Source organism: Methylobacterium sp. CM6246 (assembly GCF_054818005.1).
Map to the genome: position 1 here is coordinate 1,708,125 of NZ_JBTXKY010000001.1, position 25,650 is coordinate 1,733,774.

General features: G+C 69.6%; 21 protein-coding genes. 14 read left to right on the forward strand and 7 right to left on the reverse strand.

Features of this window, described 5'->3' with window-relative positions; translation table 11 throughout:
* Positions 1–66 precede the first annotated feature (66 nt).
* The gene (locus ACYQPG_RS08515) at positions 67–1,632 is read right to left on the reverse strand and encodes a flagellar hook-length control protein FliK (protein WP_419829180.1); all 1,566 of its coding nucleotides are present in this window, start codon (positions 1,630–1,632) and stop codon (positions 67–69) included.
* A 726-nt stretch (positions 1,633–2,358) separates the two neighbouring features.
* Here ACYQPG_RS08515 and mnmA point away from each other — a divergent pair.
* The 4 genes from mnmA (at position 2,359) to ACYQPG_RS08535 (ending at position 7,046) form a co-directional block, all read left to right on the forward strand.
* Positions 2,359–3,513 carry a tRNA 2-thiouridine(34) synthase MnmA gene (gene mnmA, locus ACYQPG_RS08520; RefSeq protein ID WP_147909833.1) on the forward strand — a complete coding sequence of 385 codons (1,155 nt, stop codon included), beginning with the start codon at positions 2,359–2,361 and terminating at the stop codon, positions 3,511–3,513.
* A gap of 25 nt (positions 3,514–3,538) precedes the next feature.
* Positions 3,539–4,192, forward strand: a complete 654-nt coding sequence (locus ACYQPG_RS08525) for a class I SAM-dependent methyltransferase (protein ID WP_092036629.1) — start codon at positions 3,539–3,541, stop codon at positions 4,190–4,192.
* Positions 4,189–4,971: a TVP38/TMEM64 family protein gene (locus ACYQPG_RS08530; protein WP_461230737.1), complete on the forward strand. Its 783-nt coding sequence runs from the start codon at positions 4,189–4,191 to the stop codon at positions 4,969–4,971. The genes ACYQPG_RS08525 and ACYQPG_RS08530 overlap by 4 nt, the downstream gene beginning before the upstream one ends.
* A 605-nt stretch (positions 4,972–5,576) precedes the next feature.
* Positions 5,577–7,046, forward strand: a complete 1,470-nt coding sequence (locus ACYQPG_RS08535; protein WP_419829182.1) for a sensor histidine kinase — start codon at positions 5,577–5,579, stop codon at positions 7,044–7,046.
* A gap of 4 nt (positions 7,047–7,050) precedes the next feature.
* Here the strand turns inward: ACYQPG_RS08535 and bioB are convergent, their stop codons facing one another.
* Together bioB and ACYQPG_RS08545 are read right to left on the reverse strand one after the other, a co-directional pair.
* Positions 7,051–8,052, reverse strand: coding sequence for a biotin synthase BioB (gene bioB / locus ACYQPG_RS08540; RefSeq protein ID WP_419829183.1), 1,002 nt, complete (start codon positions 8,050–8,052; stop codon positions 7,051–7,053).
* Positions 8,053–8,135: 83 nt separating this feature from the next.
* Positions 8,136–9,020 (reverse strand): fumarylacetoacetate hydrolase family protein, encoded by an 885-nt coding sequence (locus ACYQPG_RS08545; protein WP_147938927.1) that lies wholly within the window; start codon positions 9,018–9,020, stop codon positions 8,136–8,138.
* A 428-nt stretch (positions 9,021–9,448) separates the two neighbouring features.
* Between ACYQPG_RS08545 and ACYQPG_RS08550 the strand changes: the two genes are divergently transcribed.
* Complete coding sequence (locus tag ACYQPG_RS08550; protein ID WP_419829184.1) at positions 9,449–10,750, forward strand: OmpP1/FadL family transporter; 1,302 nt, start codon at positions 9,449–9,451, stop codon at positions 10,748–10,750.
* Positions 10,751–10,928: 178 nt separating this feature from the next.
* Here the strand turns inward: ACYQPG_RS08550 and ACYQPG_RS08555 are convergent, their stop codons facing one another.
* Positions 10,929–12,725, reverse strand: coding sequence for a PHA/PHB synthase family protein (locus tag ACYQPG_RS08555; protein WP_147938935.1), 1,797 nt, complete (start codon positions 12,723–12,725; stop codon positions 10,929–10,931).
* A gap of 178 nt (positions 12,726–12,903) precedes the next feature.
* Between ACYQPG_RS08555 and ACYQPG_RS08560 the strand changes: the two genes are divergently transcribed.
* The 4 genes from ACYQPG_RS08560 to ACYQPG_RS08575 all read left to right on the forward strand — a co-directional run bounded on the left by ACYQPG_RS08560 (position 12,904) and on the right by ACYQPG_RS08575 (position 15,473).
* Positions 12,904–13,320 (forward strand): hypothetical protein, encoded by a 417-nt coding sequence (locus ACYQPG_RS08560; protein WP_419829185.1) that lies wholly within the window; start codon positions 12,904–12,906, stop codon positions 13,318–13,320.
* 124 nt (positions 13,321–13,444) lie between these two features.
* Positions 13,445–14,662 carry an LL-diaminopimelate aminotransferase gene (locus ACYQPG_RS08565; protein ID WP_147909839.1) on the forward strand — a complete coding sequence of 406 codons (1,218 nt, stop codon included), beginning with the start codon at positions 13,445–13,447 and terminating at the stop codon, positions 14,660–14,662.
* Between the two features lie 136 nt (positions 14,663–14,798).
* Positions 14,799–15,011, forward strand: coding sequence for a hypothetical protein (locus ACYQPG_RS08570; protein WP_007567016.1), 213 nt, complete (start codon positions 14,799–14,801; stop codon positions 15,009–15,011).
* 108 nt (positions 15,012–15,119) lie between these two features.
* Positions 15,120–15,473, forward strand: coding sequence for a hypothetical protein (locus tag ACYQPG_RS08575; protein WP_147909840.1), 354 nt, complete (start codon positions 15,120–15,122; stop codon positions 15,471–15,473).
* 25 nt (positions 15,474–15,498) lie between these two features.
* Here ACYQPG_RS08575 and ACYQPG_RS08580 read toward each other — a convergent pair whose 3' ends face one another.
* Complete coding sequence (locus tag ACYQPG_RS08580) at positions 15,499–15,840, reverse strand: DUF3140 domain-containing protein (RefSeq protein ID WP_147909841.1); 342 nt, start codon at positions 15,838–15,840, stop codon at positions 15,499–15,501.
* A gap of 187 nt (positions 15,841–16,027) precedes the next feature.
* On the opposite strand from ACYQPG_RS08580, the gene prfB reads away from it, so the two are divergent.
* Positions 16,028–17,156, forward strand: a protein-coding gene (gene prfB / locus ACYQPG_RS08585; RefSeq protein ID WP_147855599.1) for a peptide chain release factor 2 whose coding sequence is annotated in 2 segments (ribosomal slippage) — positions 16,028–16,096 and positions 16,098–17,156 — 1,128 coding nt in all. Because the reading frame shifts where the segments join, the coding sequence is not laid out codon by codon here.
* A 161-nt stretch (positions 17,157–17,317) separates the two neighbouring features.
* Here prfB and ACYQPG_RS08590 read toward each other — a convergent pair.
* Together ACYQPG_RS08590 and ACYQPG_RS08595 are read right to left on the reverse strand one after the other, a co-directional pair.
* Positions 17,318–18,919: a gamma-glutamyltransferase family protein gene (locus ACYQPG_RS08590; RefSeq protein WP_461230738.1), complete on the reverse strand. Its 1,602-nt coding sequence runs from the start codon at positions 18,917–18,919 to the stop codon at positions 17,318–17,320.
* A 177-nt stretch (positions 18,920–19,096) separates the two neighbouring features.
* Positions 19,097–19,261, reverse strand: coding sequence for a hypothetical protein (locus tag ACYQPG_RS08595; RefSeq protein WP_187278394.1), 165 nt, complete (start codon positions 19,259–19,261; stop codon positions 19,097–19,099).
* 101 nt (positions 19,262–19,362) lie between these two features.
* Here ACYQPG_RS08595 and ACYQPG_RS08600 point away from each other — a divergent pair, with 101 nt between their 5' ends.
* The 4 genes from ACYQPG_RS08600 (at position 19,363) to ACYQPG_RS08615 (ending at position 25,408) form a co-directional block, all read left to right on the forward strand.
* Positions 19,363–19,971 (forward strand): HupE/UreJ family protein, encoded by a 609-nt coding sequence (locus tag ACYQPG_RS08600; RefSeq protein WP_419829187.1) that lies wholly within the window; start codon positions 19,363–19,365, stop codon positions 19,969–19,971.
* Between the two features lie 129 nt (positions 19,972–20,100).
* Positions 20,101–20,787, forward strand: a complete 687-nt coding sequence (locus tag ACYQPG_RS08605; RefSeq protein WP_419829188.1) for a metal ABC transporter permease — start codon at positions 20,101–20,103, stop codon at positions 20,785–20,787.
* 434 nt (positions 20,788–21,221) lie between these two features.
* On the forward strand, positions 21,222–22,877 hold the full coding sequence (locus ACYQPG_RS08610) for a porin (RefSeq protein WP_419829998.1): 1,656 nt from the start codon (positions 21,222–21,224) through the stop codon (positions 22,875–22,877).
* Between the two features lie 944 nt (positions 22,878–23,821).
* Entirely contained in the window at positions 23,822–25,408 is a 1,587-nt protein-coding gene (locus ACYQPG_RS08615) for a porin (protein ID WP_461230739.1), read from the forward strand.
* The last annotated feature ends 242 nt before the right edge of the window (positions 25,409–25,650 follow it).

Consider the following 25,650-nt stretch of genomic DNA (forward strand, 5'->3'; position numbering starts at 1 on the left):
AGGCGAAACGCCGGGACGCATGATGGTTCGATGTCGAATCGCGAGGCGGCTTGATCGCGCATCGCGTCAGATTCGGATGTCGAGGCCGCCGTAGCCGCGCAGCCAGCGCGTCGGCGCAACCTCCTGGGGGGCGTCGGCGCGTTCCTGTCCCCAGGCGGCCGGGCCGCCCCTTGGGGCGTCGCCCTGGCCGCCGTTGGCGCCGCCCTGGGCGTTGCCGTCGCTGCGCAGCGACAGGCTGAGGCCGCCCCCCGAGGGATCGAGCCCGGTCTGGGACAGGGCCTGCTGCAGCTGGCCCGCATCGCGCTGGAGCATGGCCAGCGTCTCCGGCCGCTCCACCACCAGGTGGGTCATGACCGTGCCCCGCGCCTTGTCGATTTCGAGCTTGACGTCGATCCGCCCCAGCTCGGCCGGGTCGAGCCGGATCTGGAACTCGCTCGACCCGGCGAGGGAGCGAAGCCCGATGGTCATCGGCACCTGCCCGAGCGGTACCGCCGGATCCAGCGGGGCTTGCACCTGGCTCGGGGCCGGCGCGGCGGCCTGCGTCGTCGCGTTCGACGATCCGGCCGCCTGGGGTGCAAGGAGGGATGCGTCCGGATTGCCATGGGCGGGGGCCGGGGCCTGCATGCCGGTAGCTTGACCGGTAGCTTGGCCGGCATCCGCCAGGGCGGTCAAAAAGTCCTGGCCGGCGGCCGCGCTCGAGGCCGCTTCCTTGCCCGCAGGATCGGCCGTGCCGGCTTTGACCGCTTCGACCGGGCTGGCGCCCTGAGCCGAGAGCTTCCCCAACGAAAGAGGGCCGGCCTTGGGCCCGGAGACCGCGAGGTCGGGCTTTGCTCCAGCCGCGCCCGCGGCCTGCGTCGGCGCCGTCCCCGAACCGGCGAGCCCGGTACCGCCCGAGCCGACGGCTCCGACGTCCTTGGCCCCGCCGTCCGCCGCTGCGCCGCCGGCCACGAGCGGGGCCCCCTTCATTAAACCGGCCAGGAGAGCCGTCAGCGTTCCCGGCATGGCCGGGCTCGCCGATGGAGGCGCGGTCTGGGCCGACACGTCGCTCGGCGCCGGTTCGATCTGCGCCGTCTCGGTCGCGGCCGGATCGCCGGCTTTCGAGTCGGTCCCGGCTGTGGTGGCATCCGTCGCGCCGGGGGCCGCCTCTCGCGTCACTGCGTCGGAGGCTTGCTGCGCCCTCGGATCCGTGACCCGGCCGGCCCCGGCGGAGGCGAGATCCGACTGTTTGGCCGGCGCCTGTGTCGCGGTGCGGGTCGTCGCGGGCCGCGTATCCGCAGCTGCCGTCCTCTGAGTCTGCGCAGGTCGCTCGGGCGGCTTGGGAAGATTGGCGGGGCGGGCATCCGGTCGGGCGGCGGCGCGGGCCTTCGCGGTCTCGGCGGCATCCCGGACGCGTTCCGCGGCCGTGCGGGCCGCATCGGCCTGGCTGCGCTGGCTCTCGTCGCGGGTGCGAGCCGCCGCAGCGGCGTCCCGGGCCCGGGACGCGCTCAGAGCCGCGGCGAACCGATCCTGCGACGAGTCGCCGGCCCGGGCGGCGACGCCGGCCGCATCCCAGCCCGATCGCGGCGTGGCCGAAGAACGGGCGGACGGAATCCACCCGGTGACATCCAACCGATCCGTTGCACCGCTCGCCATGCTGGGCTCCCCTCGACGACGATCGAGCAAGGGCCAGGCCATCGGGGCGCTCGATTAAGTATCGGAATAATAAAGACTTTTATGTTCTGGTCCTGGGCGCGGGATTTTGCCCGGGTCCGAAGCTGCCGCGCGCCCGGCAGCATTTGCCGGGTGGAGGTCACGCGGGCGCTGGGTATGGGCAGCGCAGAGAGACATCCGCGACTCCCGCCCGTCATAGCGGGCGTGGACGACCCCCATCGTCACCGCGGCGGCGTGACATGCCCCCGCTCCCCGAGCGGGCTACACGGGTTGGCCGATTCACTTCCTGAGGATCGAGACTCCATACCTGAGAACCCGCGTGGTCGTTCCGCGGCGCCGCATGCCAGCCCGAAAGCTAGAAATGCTTTTGGTGCAAGAGCTTGACAGGTCGGCGGCTCTGGATCCCTGGCTCCGCTGCGCGGCCCCGGGATGACGGCGCGTGGCGGCATCGATCGAGCCGCAGCTCGGAGACCAAGACGGGGGAGGGACGGCCTACCCGATGCCCGGATCGGATGTCCTTCGAACCGCCGCTCCGCGAAAAGGCCGCCCGCACGGCCGCCGGCCGAGCGATCCACGCCCGGCACCGAGCGTGCGCAGATCATCGCGACCCAGTCCCGAAAACCCCACCCTGGAAAGCCGATCGGAGTCCCGCTATAGACAGGCCGTGCAGCCGAGACGCCTTCCAGCCGGCGGCGGCGGACCCCTGCGATGAACGCCCTCGACCTTCCCAAGCCAGCCCACGAGACGCGCGTCGTCGTCGCCATGTCGGGCGGCGTCGATTCCTCCGTGGTTGCGGGGCTGCTGAAGCGGCAGGGCTTCGACGTGGTCGGGGTCACGCTCCAGCTCTACGATCATGGCGCCGCGACCCATCGCAAGGGCGCGTGCTGCGCAGGCCAGGACATCAACGACGCCCGCGCGGCCGCCGAGCATCTCGGTATCCCGCATTACGTCCTCGACTACGAGGACCGGTTCCGCGACGCGGTGATCGAGAAGTTCGCCGAGAGCTACCTCGCGGGCGAGACCCCGATCCCGTGCGTCGAGTGCAATCGCACCGTGAAGTTCCGCGATCTGCTCGGGCTGGCCCGGGACCTGAACGCCGACGCCCTGGCCACCGGGCATTACGTGGCGAGCCGGGCCCTGCCGGGGGGCGGCCGGGCGCTGCACCGCGCCCTCGATCCGGCCCGGGACCAGAGCTATTTCCTCTACGCGACCACGGCCGAGCAGCTGGATTTCCTGCGCTTTCCCCTGGGCGAGATGTCCAAGGCCGAGACCCGGGCGCTGGCCAAAGACCTCGGCCTGTCGCTGGCGGAGAAGCCCGACAGCCAGGACATCTGCTTCGTGCCGCAGGGCCGCTACAGCGACGTGATCGCCCGGCTGCGCCCGGATGCGGCTCGGCCCGGCGAAATCGTCGATCTCGGCGGCCTCGTGCTCGGGCAGCACGAGGGCATCGTCCATTATACGGTCGGCCAGCGCCGGGGCCTCGGCCTGTCCGGCTCCGAGCCGCTCTACGTCGTGCGCCTGGAGCCGGACACCGCCCGGGTCGTGGTCGGCCCGCGCACCGCCCTGGCGACGACGCGCATCCGCCTCTCGGACCTGAACTGGCTGGGTGAGGGCCCGGCCGGCTCGGTTCACGACCTGCCGGTGGCGGTGCGCGTCCGCTCGACCCGGCCGCCGCGGCCGGCGACGCTCACCATCGCGCCGGACGGAACCGCCGAGGTGGTGCTGGCCGAGCCCGAGGACGGCGTCTCGCCGGGCCAGGCCTGCGCGCTCTACGGCGACGACGGCCCCCGGGCCCGTGTTCTGGGCGGCGGCACCATCCGCCGGGTCGATGCGTTGTCGGCCCGGCCCCGAGAAGCCGCCTGATCTCAATCTCTGGATAATCCGAACGATGCTGAGCGAGCCGCAGATGGCCGGGCCGAGCACGGCCCTGATGCGCAAGGCCTATGCCCGCTGGGCCCCTGTCTACGACGTGGTCTACGACAAGCTCACCGAGCCCGCGGCCCGCGCGGCCGTGGAGGCCGCGGCCGAGCACGGGCCGCGCATCCTGGAGGCCGGCGTCGGCACCGGGCTGGCGCTCGGCTACTACCCGAAGGCGAGCTTCGTCTGCGGGGTCGACCTCTCCGAGGACATGCTCAAGCGCGCCCGCGCCAAGGTGAAGCGCCGGAACCTGGCCCACGTGAAGGGCCTGCAGGTGATGGATGTCTGCCACCTCGGCTACGCCGATGCGAGCTTCGACGCGGTCGTGGCGCAGTTCCTGATCACCCTGGTCCCAGACCCCGAGGCCGCGATGTCGGAGTTCCTGCGGGTGGTCCGGCCCGGTGGCGGCATCGTGCTGGCCAACCACTTCGGCCAGAGCGACGGCCCGCTCGCCCGGGTCGAGGAGGTCGTGGCGCCGCTCTGCACCAAGATCGGCTGGTCGTCGGACTTCAAGGCGACCCGGATCGAGGCCTGGGCCCGGCGCAACGGCGTCGAGGTGCTGGGGCTGAAGCCGACCTTCCCGGGCGGGTTCTTCAAGATCCTGCGGATGCGCAAGCCCGGGTGAGCGACGTCGGGCTCGCGTCCGTCCCGGAGGGACGCTGGAAGCGGCTGCGACGGTGGCTGCCGCTTGCCCTGCTCCTGAGCATCTCGGCTGTCGTGCTGGTCTCGGGCGTCGCGCAACTCCTGAGCCTCGACCGGCTGCTCGCCTCGCGGGCGTGGCTGCATGGCTTCGTCGAGGCCGGGTACGTGCGCGCCGTCGTGGCGGCCTACCTGGTCTACGTCGCCTCCGTGGTGGTCTCGGTGCCGGCCACGCTGTTCCTGACCATGATCTGCGGCTTCCTATTCGGGATCGTCCCGGGGGCGCTCACGGCGGTCTGCGCGGCCACCACCGGGGCGGCGATCGTGTTCGCCATCGGCAAGGGACCCGGGGCCGATCTGCTGCGCCGGATGGGCGGGACGCGGCTCGCGGCATTCACGGACGCGTTCCGGCGGGACGCCTTCGGGTACATCGCGGTGATGCGCCTGCTGCCGCTGTTCCCGTTCTGGATGACGAACCTCGCGCCCGCCGCCTGCGGGGTGAAGATGCGGGTCTTCGTGCTGGCGACCTTTTTGGGCCTGCTGCCCGGCGCCCTGGTCTACGCCACAACCGGCGCCGGGATCGAGGACGTGGTCGCAGCCCACGAGGCCGCCAAGGCCGCCTGCCTCGCCGCGGCGACCGTCGGTTGCGACGAGGCTCTGACCTTGAGGGCCCTGGTCACGCCCAAGATGGTGGCCGGGCTGGCGATGCTCGCCGTGTTCGCGCTCGGCAGCGTCCTGTTGAGCCGCCGGTTCCGGCGCGCCTGAGCCCGGTGCGTCCGGCGCGGCATTCGGGTCTTGGGGCGCCAACCATCAAATGGATGCCGGTTCGGACCAAGAGCGCGCGTAACATCGAGGATGGGAACGGCTCTCGCGTGACTGAGTATCCGGTTAAAAATTTCTGTCCGCGCGCAAATTTATTCTTCACTCTGTGTGGCGCGAGGGTCTAATCGTGTGGCCTGGGCGTTCCGCGTGACGGCAGCCCCGTTCCGCCCCAGGACGGTCGCCGGAGATTGGCATTTTGGATTTTCATCTGGTCTAAGTTGTTGATCAGGTGAGCTTTTTTGGGTCCTGGGCTGTGGGGCATCGGCGTTGCTGGCGTGGCGATCACCCGATCGCCGGCGGTGTTTTCGTGTTCCGGAGCTTACCGTATGGGCCGTCGCGCACGCGCGCGACACAGGCGCTGAGACGGTGGACTTCTTTCGAGGTGCTCTAAGGTACATGCAACCTCGACCCTATCGTGCTCGTATAGTGCCCGCGGGAATGCCCCCTGTATTCCCGACTTTGAAACGACGGCGTTACACCATGTCCCGCGCGAAGGCCGTAAACGGCTTGAGCTCTCGCAAATGCCAGCCCACCCCCATCCGCCCGCGATGCCCGGTCGGAGCGTGATGGGCGTGGCCGTCGAATCCGACCCGGTCACGATGCCGGCGGCGGCCGCCGCTTCACGCGAGGTGCCCGAGCGGCGTCCGGCGCGCCTCGGCTTGTCCGGGCGGCTGTTCCTCGTCACCGTCGCCTTCGTGGTGGTGGCCGAAGTGCTGACCTACGTGCCGGCGGTGGCCAATTACCGGATCGAGTGGATGTCCGACCGGGTCGCGGCCGCGCAGGTCGCCGCCCTGGTCCTCGACGGCCGGACCGGCGAGCCGGTCTCGGAGGCGCTGGAGAGCCGGCTGCTCGCGGGGGTGAACGCCCGGGCGATCGCGGTCCGCGGCGGCGGCGCCCAGCGTCTGCTCGCCATCGAGCCGGTGCCCGAGACGGTGGCCGACACGGTCGACCTGCGCGACGTCACGGCCCTGTCGACCATCCGGGGGGCGTGGCGGACCCTGGTCGCGCCGGTCCGCGAGCCGATCCGGGTGATCGGGGAGGGGGGCATCGGCTTCGACCGGGTCGAGGTCCTGCTCGACGAGGCGCCGCTGCGCGCCGCGATGATCGACTACGCGCTGCGCCTGCTGGTCTCGTCGCTGATCATCGCGGCGTCGGCGGCCGGGCTGGTCTTCGTGGTGCTGCAGGTGCTGATCGTCCGCCCGGTGCGGCGGCTCGCCACCAACATCACGGCCTTCGCGGAGAATCCGGAGGATGCCGGCCGGATCATCGCGCCGTCCCGCCGCCGCGACGAGATCGGCCAGGCCGAACGCGCCCTCGGCCGGATGCAGCGCATCCTGGCCGACCAGCTCCGCCAGAAGCGGCGGCTGGCCGAGCTGGGGTTGGCGGTCAGTAAGGTCAGCCACGAGCTGCGCAACCTCCTCACCGGGGCCCAGCTCCTCGGCGACCGGCTGGAGGACACCGCCGACCCGATGGTCCAGCGGGTGGCGCCGCGCCTGGTCGGGGCCATCGCCCGGGCCATCCGGTTCTGCGAGGCGAGCCTGGCCTATGGGCGCGTCTCCGAGCGTGCGCCGACGCTCAGTTCGACGCCGCTGGCGCCGCTCTTCGCCGAATTGCCGGACCTCGCCGCGCTCGCCGCGCGCAGCGTGCGCGTCCTCGTGGACGCCGGCGAATGCCGCGTGCAGGCCGACCCGGAGCAGCTCGCCCGTGCGCTGGCCAACCTGGTCCGCAACGCCGTTCAGGCGCTGGACGGGGCCGCGGTGCCGGAGGCCGAGGTGCGGGTCACAGCCTGCCGCGACGTGCCGGGCCGGGTGACCATCCTGGTGGAAGACAACGGCCCCGGCCTGCCGGCGCGGGCCCGGGAAAACCTGTTCTCGCCGTTCCAGGGCTCGACCCGCTCGGGCGGCACCGGGCTCGGCCTGCCGATCGCCGCCGAGCTGATCGGCATCAACGGTGGCAGCCTGACCCTGGATCCGGAGGAGGGCGGCGCCCGCTTCCGGATCGTGCTGCCCGAGGGCTGACGCGCTACTCGGCTGCGGCCAGGATCGGCTCCGCCACGCGGATACCGAGATCCTGCAGCAGCGCGGCGTCGGAATCCGCCTCGTTGTTGGCGGTGGTCAGCAGGCGCTCACCGTAGAAGATCGAGTTGGCCCCCGCGAGGAAGCAGAGGGCCTGCGCCTCGCGGCTCAGCGCCTTGCGTCCGGCGCTGAGGCGCACCCGGGCCTTCGGCATCACGATGCGGGCGGTGGCGCACATCCGCACCATGTCGAACGGATCGACGGGCGCGGCCTTGTCGCCGAGCGGGGTGCCGGGGACGGGGGCCAGCGCGTTGATCGGCACGCTCTCCGGATGCGGCGCGTGGTTGGCCAGCACGTGCAGCATCGCGACCCGGTCGCCGACGCCCTCGCCGAGGCCGATGATGCCGCCGCAGCAGACGCCGATGCCGGCCTCGCGGACCCGCTCCAGCGTATCCAGGCGGTCCCCGTAGGTCCGGGTCGAAACGATCTTGTCGTAGTAGTCCGGCCCGGTATCGAGGTTGTGGTTGTAGGCGGTGAGCCCCGCCTCGGCCAGGCGCTCCGCCTGGCTGGCGGTCAGCATGCCGAGGGTGACGCAGGCCTCCATCCCGAGGCCGCGCACACCCCGCACCATGTCCAGCACCGAGTCGAACTCCGCGCCGTCCCGCGGGCTGCGCCAGGCTGCGCCCATGCAGAAGCGGGTCGCACCGTTGGCCTTGGCGGTCGCGGCTTCGGCCAATACCGTATCCACCGGCATCAGGCGCTGGCGCGGCAGGCCGGTGCCCTTGTGATGCGCCGATTGCGAGCAGTAGCCGCAATCCTCCGGGCAGGCGCCGGTCTTGATCGAGAGCAGGCTCGCGCGTTGGACGTCGCTCGGGTCGTTGTGCGCCCGATGCACGGCGGCGGCCCGATACACGAGGTCGAGCAACGGCAGGTCGTGGATCGCGCGGATCTCCGCGACGCTCCAGTCGTGGCGGAAATCGGAGGCGTGCGGGTCGGCAGCTTGGCTCATGATGTCTTCTTGAGCGGGATCGGTGGCCAAAATCAAGCGCCCTGCGGGCCGCCGCCATCCGGTGCGGAGGCGGCGGCGGCGCTTCAGTGCGTCGGCTCGCCGGCCGAGACCTTGGCGGTCCAGTCGTCGAAGGCGATGACCTTCTGGCGCTGCTCGCCCAGGCGCTCGATGCGCAGGACCATCTCGTCGCCGGCCTTCAGGTAGCGCGGCGGCTTCATGCCGAGGCCGACGCCGGGCGGGGTCCCGGTGGTGATCACGTCGCCGGGCTCGAGCAGCATGAAGTGCGACGCGTAGGCGACGAGCTGGGGCACGTCGAAGATCATGGTCGCGGTCGAGCCCGTCTGGCGGCGCTCGCCGTTGACGTCGAGGCTCATGGCGAGGTTCTTGAGGTCGGGGATCTCGTCCAGCGTCACCAGCCAGGGGCCGAGCGGCCCGAAGGTCGGCGCGCTCTTGCCCTTGGTCCAGGTCGGGCCGCGCTCCAGCTGCCATTCGCGCTCGGAGACGTCGTTGCAGATGCAGGCCCCCGCCACGTAGCTCAGCGCCTCGTTGGCGTGGACGTAGCTCGCCCGGCGGCCGATCACCACGGCGAGCTCCACCTCCCAGTCGGTCTTGGCCGAACCCTTGGGGATGATCACCGTGTCGTTCGGCCCGCACAGGCTGGACGGCGCCTTGTTGAAGATGATCGGCTCCGAGGGGATCGGAGAGCCGGTCTCGGCCGCGTGGTCGGCGAAGTTGAGGCCGATGGCGACGACGTTGCGGGTGCCGCCGACGCAGGGGCCGAGCCGCGTGTCCGCCGACAGCTTCGGCAGGGTCTCGGGATCGAGGGCCCGCAGCCGCTCCAGGGATTCCGGCGCCAAGGCCGGGCCGGCGATGTCGCGGACGATGCTGGACAGATCGCGCAGGCCGCCCTGCGCATCCACGAGGCCGGGCTTCTCATCGCCGCTCGGGCCGTGCCGGAAGAGCTTCATCGCCGCGACTCCTTATCCTTCCCTGGAACCGGTCTACGCCGGGCGCCGGGACCATGGCCGCGCAGCACCGCCGGTGCAAGCGCGTCGGCGGCGGCGGCGCGCAATTTCGGGGTGTCGCAACTTGGCAACATCGTGGCAAAAAAGTGCACATTCCGATGCAAGCTGATATATTATGCATCTCTATATCAGGCCGGCGAAAAACAGTCTGTCGAGCAAGATAAGCAGGTTTGATTGCCTAACCGGGCGATAAAACCCCACCGTGAATCTGTCGATCGTCGACGCCTCCGGCATCGGCCAGGCTCGCGATCACCGTTGCGGTCGAGCGGGGGAAACCTGCACCATACCGGCAACGGCGCCGGACCGGGACACGGTCGAATCAGGGCGCCCGAACAAGCCATCCGGTTCGGGGGGAGCAGATGAACGGGACAATGCGCGCATGGGTGCTCGCGGCCTCGGTGGCGGCGATCGGCACCGGCGAGGCGCGGGCCGGAGCCTTCGGCATCCGCGAGCAGAGCACCCAGGCCCAGGGGCTGTCCTTCGCGGGTGCGGCCGCCGGCTCCGGCGGCGTCTCGTCGATGTTCTGGAATCCCGCGGTCATCACGATGAACCCGGGTTTCGTCTCCGAGCAGAACCTGACCTATATCGGCCTCTCCTCCGAGATCCGGACGGCGCCCGGGACCAATCCGGGCTTCGCGCGCCTGGGCGATTCCGGTGATATCGGACAGGGCGCCGTGGTGCCCGCGGGGGCGACCTCCTACCAGATCAACGACCGCCTGTGGCTCGGCCTCTCGACGGGTGCGCCCTTCGGCCTCGTGACCAAGCCCCGGCAGGTCTGGGCCGGCGAAGTCTACGGGCGCTCGTCCCGGATCTTCTCGCTGGCGTTCAATCCGGTGATCGGGTTCAAGGTCAACGAGTGGCTGTCGCTCGCCGCCGGACCGAACATCGAGTATTTCCGATTGACCCTGCGGCAGGCCCTGCCGGTCCCCGGCATCGCGCCGACCGTGTATCCCAGCGCGTTCCTCAAGGGTGAATCCTGGGGCGTCGGCTTCACGGCGGGCGCCACCCTGACGCCGCGCGACGGCACCGTGATCGGCATCGGCTACCGCTCGTCCGTGCATCACGACATCGACGGCTCGATCGGCGTGCCGCTGGTGGCGCTGGCTCCGACGGCCGGGCAGGTGCGTGCGAAGCTCAACACCCCGGATAAGCTCAGCGTCGGCCTGGTCCAGGCGATCTCGCCGGTCGCCCGGGTCGATCTCGGCTTCGAGTGGGATCAGTGGTCGCGGCTCGGCACGGTCGGCATCGTCTCGAACCGTCTCGGCCTGCCGGTCAGCAACCTGCCGCTGAACTACAAGGACGGCTACACCTACTCGATCGGTGCCGAGTACGACGCCGCGCCGAACCTGACCGTGCGGACCGGCTTCGCCTACGAATCCTCGCCGATCGACTTCCGCAACCGCTCGGTGCGGCTGCCCGACGGCGATCGCTACATCGCCTCGGTGGGCGCCAGCTACCGCTGGAACGAGCGCCTGACCCTGAACCTCGCCTACTCGCACTTCTTCCTCGACCGGTCGCGCATCCTCGCGGGGGTCGGGCGCGACTACAATGTCGGCAACATCGCCTTCGCGGGCGTGGTCGATTCGAGCGCCGACATCGTCTCGGTCGGCTTCCGCTACATGTTCGGCGCCCCGGCGCCGGCCGCCCCGGCGCCGCTGATCCGGAAGTACTGAGGTGAGGTGCTCTCCCTCTCGAAGGACGGCTCTCGATCCGCCCGCATCTTCCTCCCCCGCTGAAGGGGGAGGGCGACGTGGTGTCTCCGGTCTCTTCCGCCGGCCCCGACGCGTGGGTCAGCGGCACATCCGACGAAGCCCGCCCATCGATCCGTAAGCCGAGGCCGGCGCGGTCCCCTCAGGCGCGCATCCGGACATACGTTCCCGGAGCCGGGCCGAGCGACGGCAGCGCGTCGCCGCCGGGCTTGCGGGCCGGGACCCGCTCGGGGGCCTGGGCCTCGATCCACTGGAACCAGTAGGGCCACCACGAGCCCTTTGTCTCCACCGCCGCCGCGACCCAGTCCTTGAGTTCGCCCTTCACCGGCCCGCCGGTCCAGTAGCCGTATTTCGGCTTGTAGGGCGGGTTGACGACTCCGGCGATGTGGCCCGATCCCGCCAGCACGTAATCGACCTTGCCGCCGAAGGTCTTCGAGCCCTCGAACACCGAGATCGCCGGGGCGATGTGGTCCTCCCGGGTGGCGAGATTGAAGATCGGCACCTGCACCTTCTTCAGGTCCAACCGGACGTTGCCGAGGACCATCTTGCCCTGGGCCAGGCTGTTCTCGAGATAGCAATTGCGCAGGTAGAACGAGTGGTTGGCCGCCGGCATCCGGGTGGCGTCGGAGTTCCAGTACAGCAGGTCGAACGCCGAAGGCGGCTTGCCCTTGATGTAGTTGTTGACGACGTAGGACCAGATCATGTCGTCCGGCCGCAGCATGTTGAAGGCGTTGGCCATGCGGCTGCCCTCCAGGTAGCCCCGCTCGGCCATGCGGGCCTCGACCTGGCGGATCTGCTCCTCGTCGGCGAACACCTTGAGGTCGCCCGCATGGGTGAAGTCTACCTGCGTGGTCAGCAGGGTCGCGCTCTTGATGCGGCGGTTGCCCGTGGCGGCCTGCATGGCGAGCGTCACCGAGAGCAGGGTGCCGCCGACGCAGTAGCCGGCCGCATGGACCTCGCTCTCGCCCGTGGCGACCCCGATCGCGTCGATAGCCGCCTCGATGCCCTCACGCATGTAGGACTCGAAGTCCTTGTCGGCGTGGCGCGCGTCCGGGTTCACCCAGGAGATGCAGAACACCGTCAGTCCCTGGTCGACCATCCACTTCAGGAAGCTCTTCTGGGGGTTGAGGTCGAGGATGTAGAACTTGTTGATCCAGGGCGGCACCATCAGGAACGGGCGCTTGAGCACCGTCTCGGTGGCGGGCGCGTACTGGATCAGCTCGATCAGGTCGTTGCGGAACACCACCTCGCCCGGGGTCACCGCGACGTTGCGGCCGACCTCGAACCCGCTCGGATCGGTCTGGCGCACCCGCAATTGCCCGCCGCCGGCGGCCAGATCCTCCTCGTACATCTTGAGGCCGCGCACCAGGTTGGCGCCGCTCTCGTGCAGGGTGTGGCGGATCAGCTCCGGATTGGTCGGCAGGAAGTTCGACGGCGACAGCATGCTGGTGAGCTGGCGCAGGTAGAACTGCGCCTTGTGGCGGGTGCGCTCGTCGACGCCCTCGGCCTCGTCGACGAGGCCCTCGGCCCAGCGGGTGGCGATCAGGTAGCCCTGCTTGAGGAAGTCGAAATACGGGTTGGTCGACCACTCGGCGTCGCTGAAGCGGCCATCCTTGGGCTCGGGCACCGCCACCGGATCGGCCTGCTGGCCCTGGAGGCGCAGGTAGGTCGTCCCCCACAGCGTCAGGAAGGCCTGGGACAGCTTGGTCTGGGCCTCGGCGCTGCGGCTCGGGTCCGAGAGCCACGCCTCGGCGATCTGGCCGAGCGTCTTGACCGCCTCGTTGATCTCCCCGGAGGTGTCGTTCGCCTGGGCCTCGGGCGCGAGCATGCGGGCGGCGCTGCGCCCCAGCGCCTCCACGAACTGGCCGGCATTGCGCGACAGGGCCTCGATATCCGGCATCGGCGGCGTGATGCCGTCCGGCATGGCGCCGTTGGCCATGCCGGTCCGGGCGGCAGCTTGGTCCGGCGCCTGCGTCCGCGGGCTCGTCACGCGTGCCTCCCCTGTGTGGTGTTTCGGCTCGACTGACCGTGAGCCTCGTTTCCGACAAATTAAGGAGCGAGCGAGAGGTTGCACCAGCCCGTTTGCGCGTGTCGCGAAACATCCGCGCGATCTTCTCATGACCCATGTGCTCATGCACCGCGCCTTTTTGAACCCCACCGGCCGGCGGCCCGGCGGCCCGGGACCGGCTCGGGGCCTTGCCCTGGCGGTTCTGGCCCTCCTGGCGGCACCGCTGGGCGCCTGCTCGGGGGATGCGGTGCGCACGCTCGCCACCGATGCGGGCTACGGGCCCCGGGTCGTGGCCGCGCCGGATTTCGTGACCGAGACCCGCGGCCAGGAGACGCCCGCCTTCATGCCGGTGGGCGTCGACGCGCCCAAGCGCCCGATCCGGGCCAAGTCGTCCGAGGGCCAGAAGGCGCTGGAGGCCGAACTCGAAGGCGCCCGCGGCCGCAACGAGAGCCGCGGGCGCGCCGCCGCAAGCGCGGGCCGGGGGGCCGCAGCCGCGATCAAGCCGGTGCCCGCAGCAGAGCAATAAAGCCGCCGATCCGGCTCGAGTTTTTCTGAGTCGGCGGCGACGTGCATCTCTGCTAGAGCGAATCCTTCGCGCGACCGACACCAACGAGAGACGCCAGATTCGGGACGCGCCGATGGATACGCCCATGACCGACTTCCACCGCATCAAGCGCCTGCCGCCCTACGTCTTCGAGCAGGTCAACCGGATCAAGGCGACCGCCCGCGCCCAGGGCGCCGACATCATCGATCTCGGCATGGGCAACCCGGACCTCGATGCGCCGAAACACGTCATCGCCAAGCTGTGCGAGACGGCGGGCCGGCCGCGGACCGACCGCTACTCCGCCTCCAAGGGCATCGCCGGCCTGCGCCGCGCCCAGGCGGGCTACTACCAGCGCCGCTTCGGCGTGAGCCTCAACCCCGACACCCAGGTGGTGGCGACGCTGGGCTCGAAGGAAGGCTTCGCCAACATGGCCCAGGCGATCACCGCCCCGGGCGACGTGGTGCTGGTGCCCAACCCGAGCTACCCGATCCACGCCTTCGGCTTCCTGATGGCCGGCGGCGTGATCCGCTCAGTCCCGGCCGAGCCGACCCCGGCCATGTTCCCGGCGCTCGAGCGGGCCATGCGGCACTCGATCCCGAAACCCGTGGCCCTGGTGGTCTGCTACCCGTCGAACCCGACCGCCTACGTGGCCGACCTCGATTTCTACCGGGACCTCGTCGCCTTCGCCAAGCAGCACGAGCTGATCCTGCTCTCGGACCTCGCCTACGCGGAGGTCTATTTCGACGGCAAGCCGCCGCCCTCGGTCCTGCAGGTCCCGGGCGCGATCGATTGCACCGTGGAGTTCACCTCGCTGTCGAAGACCTACTCCATGGCCGGCTGGCGCATGGGCTTCGCGGTGGGCAACGAGCGCCTGCTGGCGGCGCTGTCCCGGGTGAAGTCCTATCTCGATTACGGCGCCTTCACGCCGATCCAGGTCGCCGCCACCGCGGCCCTCAACGGCCCGGATGACTGCATCGACGAGATGCGGGCGACCTACAAGAGGCGCCGCGACGCGCTGGTCGAATCCTTCGGCAAGGCCGGCTGGACGATCCCGGCGCCCGCGGCCTCGATGTTCGCCTGGGTCCCGATCCCGGAGCGCTATCGGGAGATGGGCAGCCTCGAATTCTCGAAGCTGCTGCTCGAGAAGTCCGACGTCGCCGTGGCGCCGGGCATCGGCTTCGGCGAGTTCGGCGACGAGTATGTCCGCATCGCCCTGGTCGAGAACGAGCAGCGCATCCGGCAGGCCGCGCGCAACATCCGCCGGTTCTTCGACGGCGGCGACAAGACCCTCCACAACGTCGTGCCGATGGCCCAGGCCGTCTGAGATCGGGTCGGCCCCGATTGTTGCCGCCGGGCGACAGGCTCCGTCAAAGGGCGCGTCGTCCCGCGCCGGCGCTTGTCAGGGCGGATCGCGATGCGCAGGGTTCGGCACGGGGGTCCTCCCGCGTCCCGAGAGTTGCATGCGCCGCCTGAACCTCATCGCCGCCCTGCTGCTCGCCGCCGCGGCCTCGGCCTGTGCGCCGAACCCGATCATCGCGCGGGACCCGGTGCCGGCCCCGGGCCCGACGGATGTCTACGCCTGCGATTCCAAGCCGTTGCCGGTCAACGCCTTCATGTCGGATTGCCGGCCGGTGCCGGCGAGCCCGCAGGTGGTGCTGCGCGCCCGCGGCTGAGCCGGCGTTCCGGTAACCGGTCCGCCCGCGAGCGCCGGACAGGCCGCCCGCGATAAGCTAGAGTGTAGGCCTGACGCCGGCCCGGCCGGTCCCGCGACGGAGCATTGCGTGAGCACCAAGACCCTGATCGCCGCCGGATTGCTCGGCCTCGTCGCCCAGGGCGCGGCCGCCGAGCCGGCCTTCCCGCCGGGGATCCCGCAGCCGCGCGCCTATGTCTTCACCGCCCCCAACGGCCCGACGGTCCTGCAGACCGAGGGTTGCTGCCAGGTGCTGGTGCCGCCGGGCCGTCCCGACCTCGCCGTCCCGCCGATTCCGGTGGCCCAGGTGATGAACGGCGGCGGCTTCGGCTATACCGGGTTCGACTATTACAACGACCAGATCACCGAGAGCCGGTTCGGTGCGCACAAGCGCCCCAAGGAATACGTGATCGCCCCGTCCTACCTCGTGCCGCCGCGCTACTGAGCCGGACGGGCGCCGAGCCAGGGCCTCAATCCTTGTGCGGATCGTGGCCCCAGTTCATCAGCGACATCCGCCAGGGAGAGTCGGGATCCTTGCGGGCGTCGCCGCCCTGCTTCAGATGGCGGTGGACGTAGCCCACGACCTTGCGCATGGCGGCATAATCGTCGTCGGTGAGATCCGCCTTCTTCTTGTCCTTGATCGCCAGGATGCGCCGGCCCATCGCGTGGCCGGTGGATTCGTCGCCGCCCGCCTCCTTCTGGCCGACCGCCTGGCTCGCCGCGCCGTCGAGGTGCTTGCGCAGCGCCGCCGGCGTCATGTTGACGGCGTCGTCGAAGTCGCTCCACGTCTGCGCGTGATCGTCGTCCGCCATCCTGGCCGCCTCCGCGTTCCTGCCTGATCCGTCCCCGACAACGCGCCGCCCGCTTGCCGGCTCGCGCACCACCCTGCGGTCGGGCGCCGCACACTGACCGCGCGGGCCGCCGGGCCGCCGTTTACAGGGCGGCTCCCGGGCGGTATCACCCCGGCCCGACCCATCGCCCTCATTCCCGAAAAACCAAATGCGCGCCGAGATCGAGCAAGCCTCGGATGCCGCCAAGCAGTCTATAGGGCTGCTGAGGAGGCATCTTTGACTGGGATACTGTCGATAAACGTCTCGCGGAGCTGAACGCAGCCTCCGAGAACCCCGACCTGTGGAACGATGCCGACGCCGCGCAGAAGGTGATGCGCGAGCGCCAGCAGCTCGACGAGGCGGTCTCCTCCATCCGCAAGCTCGAGCGCGATCTCGAGGACGGCGCGACGCTGATCGAACTCGGCGAGATGGAGGGCGACGAATCCTCGATCCGCGAGGGCGAGGCCGCGATCCTTGCCGTCGAGAAGGAGGCCGCCAGCCGCCAGGTCGAGACCCTCCTGTCCGGCGAGGCCGACGGCTTCGACACCTATCTCGAAGTCCATGCCGGTGCCGGCGGCACCGAGAGCCAGGACTGGGCGAACATGCTCCAGCGCATGTACGGCCGCTGGGCCGAGCGCCGGAAATACAAGGTCGAGATCGTCGAGTGGTCGGACGGCGAAGAGGCCGGGATCAAGGGCGCGACGCTCCTGATCAAGGGCCACAACGCCTATGGCTGGCTCAAGACCGAGTCCGGCGTGCACCGGCTGGTGCGGATCTCGCCCTACGATTCCAGCGCCCGGCGCCACACCAGCTTCGCCAGCGTCTGGGTCTATCCGGTCATCGACGACCGGATCGAGATCGAGATCAAGGAATCGGACTGCAGGATCGACACCTACCGCTCGTCCGGCGCCGGCGGCCAGCACGTCAACACCACCGATTCCGCGGTGCGCATCACCCACAACCCGACCGGGATCGTGGTGGCGTGTCAGCAGGAGCGCTCCCAGCACAAGAACCGCGCCACGGCGTGGAACATGCTGCGCGCCCGGCTCTACGAGGCCGAGCTGAAGAAGCGTGAGGAGAAGGCCAGCGCCGAGGCCGCAGCCAAGACCGATATCGGCTGGGGCCACCAGATCCGGTCCTACGTGCTCCAGCCCTATCAGCTGGTGAAGGACCTGCGCACCGGCACCCAGTCCACCGATCCGGACGCGGTGCTCGACGGCTCCCTCGATCCGTTCATGGAGGCCTCGCTGGCGCAGCGGGTCTATGGCGGTTCCGAAGAGGTCGAGGACATCGACTGATTCTGTGCGGGCGATGCGCCTTCCGACCGGGAGGCGCCAGGATGGTCGCTCATCGGCTCACCCGGGCCGCGACGTGGTCCCTCTCCCGCCCGGGAGAGGGGACCCGCGTTGCGTCCGCGCATCCCTGATCCGGCAGCCCCGAACGCGGGGCCGCCGGCCCCTCAATACCCCATAGCCGCCCCGTCCTTGCGCGGGTCCGAGCCCGCCACCAGCGTGCCGGCCGCGCGGTCGATCCAGATGATCTGGCCGCCGCCCAGCGGCAGAGGCGCCCGGATTGCCGGGTGGCCGCGCGCGATCAGTCCGGCCATCGCGGCGTCCGAGATGCCGGTCTCGAGTTCCAGGCTGTCGCCATACGCGAAGCTGCGCGGGGCATCGAGCGCGGCCTGCACGTCGAGGCCCCGGTCGAGGATGCCCGACAGCAGCTCGACATGGCCCATGGCCTGGTAATGGCCACCCATCACGCCGAACGGCGCGACTGCCTGTCCGTCCTTCATCAGCATGCCCGGGATGATCGTGTGCATCGGCCGCTTGCCCGGCCCGATGCTGTTCGGGTGCCCGGCTTCCGTGCGGAACGACAGGCCGCGGTTGTGCAGCAGCACGCCGCTCTCCGGCGCCAGGATGCCCGAGCCGAAGCCCTGGAACACCGAGTTGATCAGCGACAGCGCGTTGCCGTCCCGATCGACAACGCAGAGATAGACGGTGTCCTTGTGGGCCCGCTCCTCGGCGATCTCCCGGGCGATCTCGGGATAGATCTCCGGCACCCGCGCCCGGCCCATGTCGATCGCCCCGTGGGCGGCGGCCTTCCAGGCATCCGACAGCAGGTGCTCCACCGGCACCCGGGCGAGGGCGGCGTCGCCGAACAGCACGTCCCGGTGATGGTAGGCCTGCTTGCAGGTCTCTGCGAACAGGTGGAGCCGGTCCAGGTCCGACAGGGCGCCGACGTCGTGATGCGACAGCACGTTCAGCATCATCAGCGCCGCGAGGCCCTGGCCGGCGGGCGGGCACTCGTAGACGTCGTAGCCGCGGTAGCGGGTCGAGACCGGCGTGACCACGTCCGGCCGCGACGTGGCGAAATCATCCCGGGTGTGCAGGCCGCCGAGGGCGTTGAGCCGGCGGACCATGTCGTCGGCCACCGGTCCTTCATAGAAGCCGCGCGGGCCCTCGTCGGCGATGCGGCGGAGCGTGGCGGCGAGTTTCGGCAGCCGGAAGACGCTGCCGATCGCCGGGGCCTTGCCGCCGATCAGGTAGGTCTCGGCGGCGTGGGGGTCGCCGGCCACCCGGGGCACGCCGCGCAACCAGTCCCAGCCGACGCGCTGCTGGATCGCGAACCCGTCCTCGGCGTAGCGGATCGCCGGCTGCAGCAATTCACCCAGCGGGCGCGTGCCGTGCTGGCGCACCAGCATGTCCCAGGCTCCGATCGCCCCCGGTACCGTGACCGCGTGCGGCGAGGCCGGCGTGATCGCGGCGCCGTGCTCGGCGTACCAGTCGGGCGTGGCGGCGGCCGGCGCCCGGCCGGATCCGTCAAGCGCGATCGGCTTGGAGGCGCCGGCCGGAGCATAGAGGGCGAAGCAATCGCCGCCGATGCCGGTCATCAGCGGATCGACCACGCACTGCACCGCCACCGCGGCGATCCCGGCATCGACGGCGTTGCCGCCCGCGCGCAGGATCTCGATGGCGGCCAGGGTCGAGGCGGGATGCGAGGTCGCGACGGCGGCGTTGGCGGCGTAGACCGGGGAGCGCCCGGGTGCGGAGAAATCTCTCACGGGAAATCCTGTCCTGTGCGATCGAGCCGCTGGTCGTCCGCCCCCGCCGGAGAAGGGGCGCCGCCACCGCTCATGCCGAACCGCCGGCGAGGCCCTCTCGGCGCCGGCGTGAAACGGTATCATGTATTCAAGTGATCCGCAGCGCTACGGCCGCCGGTGCTGAACCCCGGTTCCTTGTCACGCCGTCTCGATGATCGAGACCTTGCCGTCGCGCTCGACGATGCCGACCGCGACCGTGTCGAACTCGTCCAGGCCTTGCTGGCGGGCGGCGGTGCGGATGTCGGCCTGCTGCACACGCGGCGCCTCCCGATACCCATCCAGGGCGAGATTCTCCGCGTGCAACCGCGGTGTCCCGCCCAAGGCCGGAGGGGCCGCGGGCCGGGGCACTCGCCGTGCCGCGGGATCGGCGCTACCTTCGGTCTTACAACCGCGAAGGATATCCGATGAAGCGCCTGCTCGCCGCCCCGCTCGTCTCCAGCCTTGCCGCCCTTCCCGCCGCGTTCGCGCTGCTGCCGCAGGCGGCTCTGGCCCATCCCGGCCACGGGGCTGCGCTCGGCGCCGGGGCCGGCTTCCTGCATCCGCTGCTCGGCGCCGACCACGTGCTGGCGATGGTCGCGGTCGGGCTGCTGGCGGCCCTGCGCGGCGGCCGGGCGCTCTGGGCACTGCCTCTCTCCTTCCTGGCGCTCATGAGCGTGGGGGCGGGCCTGGGGATGGCCGGCGTCGCGCTGCCCTATGCCGAGACCGGGATCGCACTCTCCATCGTGGTGTTCGGCGTGGCCGCGATCGTCGGCCTGCGGGCGCCGGTTGAGCTGCTCGCCAGCCTCGTCGGCGTGTTCGCAGTGTTCCACGGCTACGCCCACGGCGCCGAGATGCCGGAGACCGCCTCGGGCCTGGCGTTCGGGTTCGGCTTCCTGGCCGCGACCGCGCTCCTGCACGGGGCCGGGATCGGGCTTGGAATCACCGCGTCGCGGCTTGGCGCCACCCGAGCCGCGCCGGCCCTCGGCGCCGCCGTCGCGGCGGCGGGCCTCGCGCTGCTGGCGCTGGCGGCCTGAGCGCTACCGTCCCGGTTACACCCGTCCGCAGGGGCTTGATGTCACGGGCGCGAGGGGCTGACACGGTTGCGCCGAGTCCCAGGTCATGCGCGCCGCCACCGTTCCGGCGGCGATAGGACTCCCGCCACCATGTCAAAACTCCCGACCCTCGCCCTCGCGAGCCTCCTGGCGCTCGCCACCTCCGCACACGCCGCCGCGCCGCCCGAGCGCCTGCGCGGCACGATCGAGGCCGTCGAGGGCGGCGGCTTCACCCTCAAGACCCTGGACGGGAAGAGCCAGCGGGTGACCCTGGCGCCGGACGCCAAGGTCTCCTGGGTCGTCCCGGCCCAGCTCGATCAGATCAAGGACGGCGTCTTCATCGGAACCGCCACCAAGGGCGAGCCGCCGATCGCCCTGGAGGTCGTGCTGTTCCCGGAATCGATGCGCGGCACCGGTGAGGGCCATTACGACTGGGATATGCTTCCCGATCATACCGGCAGCGCCGCGGTGAAGAGCACCATGACCAACGGCACCGTGAAGTCCGCCGTACCCGCGACCGCGCCGGACGCCCCCCGGGTCAAGAGCGCGATGACGAACGGCACCGTGAAGGCGAGCGGGAGCGGTGCGGAGCGCACCCTCACGGTCGATTACGGCAAGGGGCAGTCGCTCCAGATCCTGGTTCCGCCGCAGGCCCCGGTGGTCACCTTCGAGGCTGCGGATTCCGGTGCGATCACCGCCGGCGCCAAGGCGTTCGTGGTGGCTGCGCGGGGCGAGGACGGCAAAGTCACGGCGCGGCGCGTCGCCGTCGGCAAGAACGGCCTGACGCCGCCGATGTGAAGTGCGGTCGGGCGCAAAGCCCGGCGCGCCGTCTCGACAACCTTTGATGACGCCGCCGCAGCCGCCGGCGTCACCCCCACGTTCGGACCGCCCCGGCCCTTCCCGGTGCCTGGGCGGTCCCGTCCATGCCCGGTTCGACAGCACTCCTGCCACTCCGGAAAGCATATCGGTACATCCGGCAAGCTGTTGCCGGCTAACGCGTTCTGATATTGTTGCCGGGCGGCAACATCGCACAGGAACCAATTTATCCGAGCCGAATTCTGATTGCTCGCCGAAACCCGTTCGCACATGGTGATCGTGCACGGGGGCATCGCCAAGCGAGAGCCCGCAGGAGCCTGCCACCCAAGACGCAGGCCAAACCTACAAGACGAGCGGCAAGATCCGGAAAACCGGGCATGTCCGCATCATCGGGTCTCGAAGCTTTGGAGATGTCTATGAAGCTCTTGAAGAGCTCACTGCTCGGTTCTGCAGCCGCCTTCGCGGCCATCGGAGCCGCACACGCCGCCGACCTTCCGGTCAAGAAGGCGGTCCCGATCGAGTACGTCCGGGTCTGCTCGGCCTACGGCGCCGGCTTCTTCTACATTCCCGGCACCGACACCTGCCTGCGTCTCTCCGGCCGCGCCCGGTTCGAGGGCGGGTACCAGACCAGCTACTCGCGCCAAAACGGCTCCAACGTCGGCGACACCTCTGGCTTCCAGGGCCGCATGCGCATCAACCTCGATGCCCGCACCCAGACCGCTTACGGCACCCTGCGCGCCTTCGTGCGTCTCGATGCCGGCGCCCGCACGGGATATTCCGGCGTCGGCACCTCCGGCACCCAGCAGCGTATCGGCCAGGCCTTCCCGGGCCTCGGCATCGACAGCTTCGGCCGCGACCAGCAGTTCGTGAACGTCGACAAGGCGTTCATTCAGTTCGCCGGTCTCACCGCCGGTCGCGCCTCGTCGTTCTTCGACTTCTACGCCCACGATTTCGAGTTCGCCGGTGCCACCGCGGGTTCGGACCTCGCCTCCACCAACCTGCTCGCCTACACCGCCACCCTCGGCAACGGCCTGTCAGCCACGCTCTCGGTCGAAGACCCGGTCTTCCGCCGCAGCCCGATTTACTCGCCGTCGAACAACCCGGCGGGTATCACGAACAACGCATCGATCGCGAATTTCGCGCAGACGAACTCTCCCGCCCCGGTGTTCATTGGCTACACTAACGGTGTGCCGACGCGTTACAGCTTTGTTGACGTGATCCAGCGCGAGCGTCTTCCCGACTTCGTCGCCGCTCTCCGGCTCGACCAGGCCTGGGGCTCCGCCCAGGTCTCGGCTGCCGTGCACGAGCTGAACGTCGGCAACGTCGCCAACGGTGCCGGCACCGGCACCGGCTCCAACATCAGCATCCCACACACCAGCAACGCGTACGGCTACGCGGTGCAGGGCGGCCTGAAGATCAATGCGCCGTTCATTGCCCCGGGCGATGCTTTCTACTTGCAAGGCGCTTACGGCGTCGGCTCACAGCTCTACACCGGCTACTCGTCATACAGCGGCTCGTACTCGCAGAACGCGGCGACGATCCAGGGCCAGAAGTTCAACCAGTTCTTCAACGACGCGACCGTCAACCCGTTCACCGGTCAGATGGAAATGTCTACGAGCTTCAGCGTCGTTGCCTCGTATCTGCACTACTGGTCGCCTGAGTGGCGCTCGGCCGTGTTCGGGTCGTACGGCGAGATGAATTTCTCGAATAGCCAGCGCGCTGCCCAAGGCTCGGCGTTCTCGTTGGCCAACCCGGGCGGCACGAACGCCTTCGGTGCGAATGCCGTCGGTACGCCTGGAACGACATTCTACAACCTTAGCGAAGCCTTGCGCGACACCTACCAGTACGTTGTCGGTGCGAGCTTGATCTGGTCGCCGGTGAAAGACCTCGATATCGGTGTCGAGGGCTTCTACACCCAGATCGGTGTCAAGAACGGCCGCGTGATCGACAAGGACAAGAGCCCGACCGCCTACGCGAACGTTGCAGGTATCAACAACGGTACCTTCGTACCGCGCACCGCGACGCAAGACTCGAACTCCTCGTTCCGCATGCGCGTCCAGCGCGACTTCTAAGCCGCATCGTCGGCGCGGGGATACACCCCCCGCGCCGGTTCCACGGATCTCAAGGCCCAGCCCTCCGGCTGGGCCTTTTTCGTTGTCGGCGGGCGCGATGAAGCCGGACGGAGCGCCCGCTCCGCTTCCGGACGTCGCCGCAGCAGGGCCGCCGCCGAACGGTTCCCGGCGGCGCCGCCACACACGGGCTCCGGACCTAACCCGCGAAGCCCGCATCCGGCACGGATCCCGGCCCGACCGCGTCTCCTGACCGCGTCTCCAGCCCGCGCCGCTGACCGGCTCTGGGCTCCGGTGCCCGGGGCGCACCGCTCGAACGCCCCGCTCTCACCATGCCCACCGCGTCCCGACGCGCCGCCGTGGCTGTCGTCCGGCAGCGCCGTCGCCGGGAATGCCGTCACCGCACGAATCGATTCGCGAATCCGGTCGAATCACGGACGGAATCGGCGCGACGGATCTTCACGGGCCGGCCGTCGCGATCGTTACCGACGCACGGCGTTGTGCCCAAAGCGGCCGGCGACCCGGCCGCTCGAGACAAAGCGCCGCCGCGTCCGCGCGGGATGAGCCTGGGCCCGGATGTATCCGCGGATTCAGGCGCGCGCAGATAAAAATTTTGGCCGCGGTGATATCTCTCGAGAGACGTTCGCAATAAATATCCGCGCTAAAATTTCTGCTTATAAAATCATTGCACCCAGTAATACTTCAAAACAATTTTGTAACGTTGCGACGTTACAACAACTCAAATCAATTCCACAGATCGAATGATATCGATGTTGCTTGGATAAGCTGCGGCAGATCATAAGAAACGGCATAGAGAAATCTCGGACGCGAGATATCTCTAAACAATCTGCACTTAAGATTGCAGAATTCAACAACATCGATCGCTGCGAGGGTCGGATAAACCGGACTCGTTGGTGTTATCGGGTCTCGAAGCTTTGGAGATATCTATGAAGCTCTTGAAGAGCTCGCTGCTCGGCTCGGCCGCCGCCTTCGCGGCGATCGGAGCCGCCCAGGCCGCCGACCTTCCGATCAAGAAGGCGGCGCCGATCGAGTACGTCCGCGTCTGCTCCGCCTTCGGGGCCGGCTTCTTCTACATCTCCGGCACCGACACCTGCCTGCGCATCTCGGGCCGCGCCCGGTTCGAGGGCGGCTACATGGCCAGCTACTCGCGCCAGGGCTCCAACGGCGACACCTCGGGCTACCAGGGCCGGATGCGCATCAACATGGATGCCCGCACCCAGACCGCCTACGGTACGCTCCGCGCCTTCGTGCGCCTCGATGCCGGCAGCCGCACCGGCTATTCCGGCATCGGCCAGTCCGGCACCCAGCAGCGCATCGGCCAGGCCTACGCCTCAACGGGCGTCGATCAGGTGGGTCGCGATCAGCAATACATGAACGTCGACAAGGCGTTCATCCAGTTCGCCGGCCTGACCGCCGGTCGCGCGTCCTCGTTCTTCGACTTCTACGCGCACGACTTCGAGATCACCGGCAGCACGCTCGGCTCGGACAACGCCTCGACCAACCTGCTCGCCTACACGGCGGTGCTGGGCAACGGCGTGTCGGCGACCCTGTCGGTGGAAGACCCGGTCTTCCGCCGCACGCCGATCTTCGCGCCCTACGCGTCCACCGTCAGCCCCGTGTTCGTCGGCTACACCCGGGGCGCTCCGACCGTGCTGAGCACGATCGACACCGTCCAGCGCGAGCGTCTGCCCGACTTCGTCGGTGCCCTTCGCCTCGATCAGGCCTGGGGCTCGGCTCAGATCTCGGCCGCCACCCATGAGCTGAACGTCGGCAATATCGGGACGAATCCCGTCGCAGGCACGAACGTCAACATCGCGCACACCAACAGCGTCCAGGCCTGGGCGGTGCAGGGCGGCCTGAAGGTGAACACCCCGTTCGTCGCGCCGGGCGACGCTCTGTACCTCCAGGGCGCCTACAGCGACGGCGCGCAGCTCTACACGGGCTATTCCGCGTATAGCGGGTCCTACGCGCAGAACCCGGCGACGATCCAGGGCCAGAAGTTCAACCAGTTCTTCTCGGACGCGACGATCAATCCGTTCACCGGCCAGCTGCAGACCTCGCAGAGCTTCACCGCGGTGGCGTCGTACCTGCACTATTGGTCGCCGGAATGGCGTTCGGCCCTGTTCGGCTCCTACGGTGAGCAGAGCTTCTCCCGCGCCGCCCGTCTCGCGCAGGGGGCCGCCTATGGCCTCGCGGGCTCGAGCCTCATCTCCGGCCCCAACGCCGTCGGCGTGCCGGGCACCCGGTTCTATCAGCTCAGCCAGGCGCTTCGCGACAACTACCAGTTCGTCGCCGGTGCGAGCCTGATCTGGTCGCCGGTGAAGGACCTCGATATCGGCGTCGAGGGCTACTACACGCAGATCGGCCTGAAGAGCGGCCGGGTGATCGACCAGGACAAGAGCCCGACCGCCTACAACAACGTCGCCGGCATCAACAACGGCACCTTCGTGCCGCGTACCGCGACGCAGGACTCGATCTCGCAGGTCCGCTTCCGCGTCCAGCGCGACTTCTGATCGCCAGAGCGGTGCCGGGGCTTCGGTCCCGGCGCCCGTCCTCGTGCATCTCGACTTCGAAGGCCCGGCTCCGCGCCGGGTCCTTTTTGTACCGGACGCCCCGCGCCGACCGGTCGCGCCAGATCCGGCGGGCCCGGCATCGCGCCGTCATTGGCGCCGGCACGATGTCCGAAAGGTCCGGTCGCACTGCACCTGCCGCGTCGGTCTTGGCCGAGGCCTCCACCAGCGGCGTGACGCCCGGG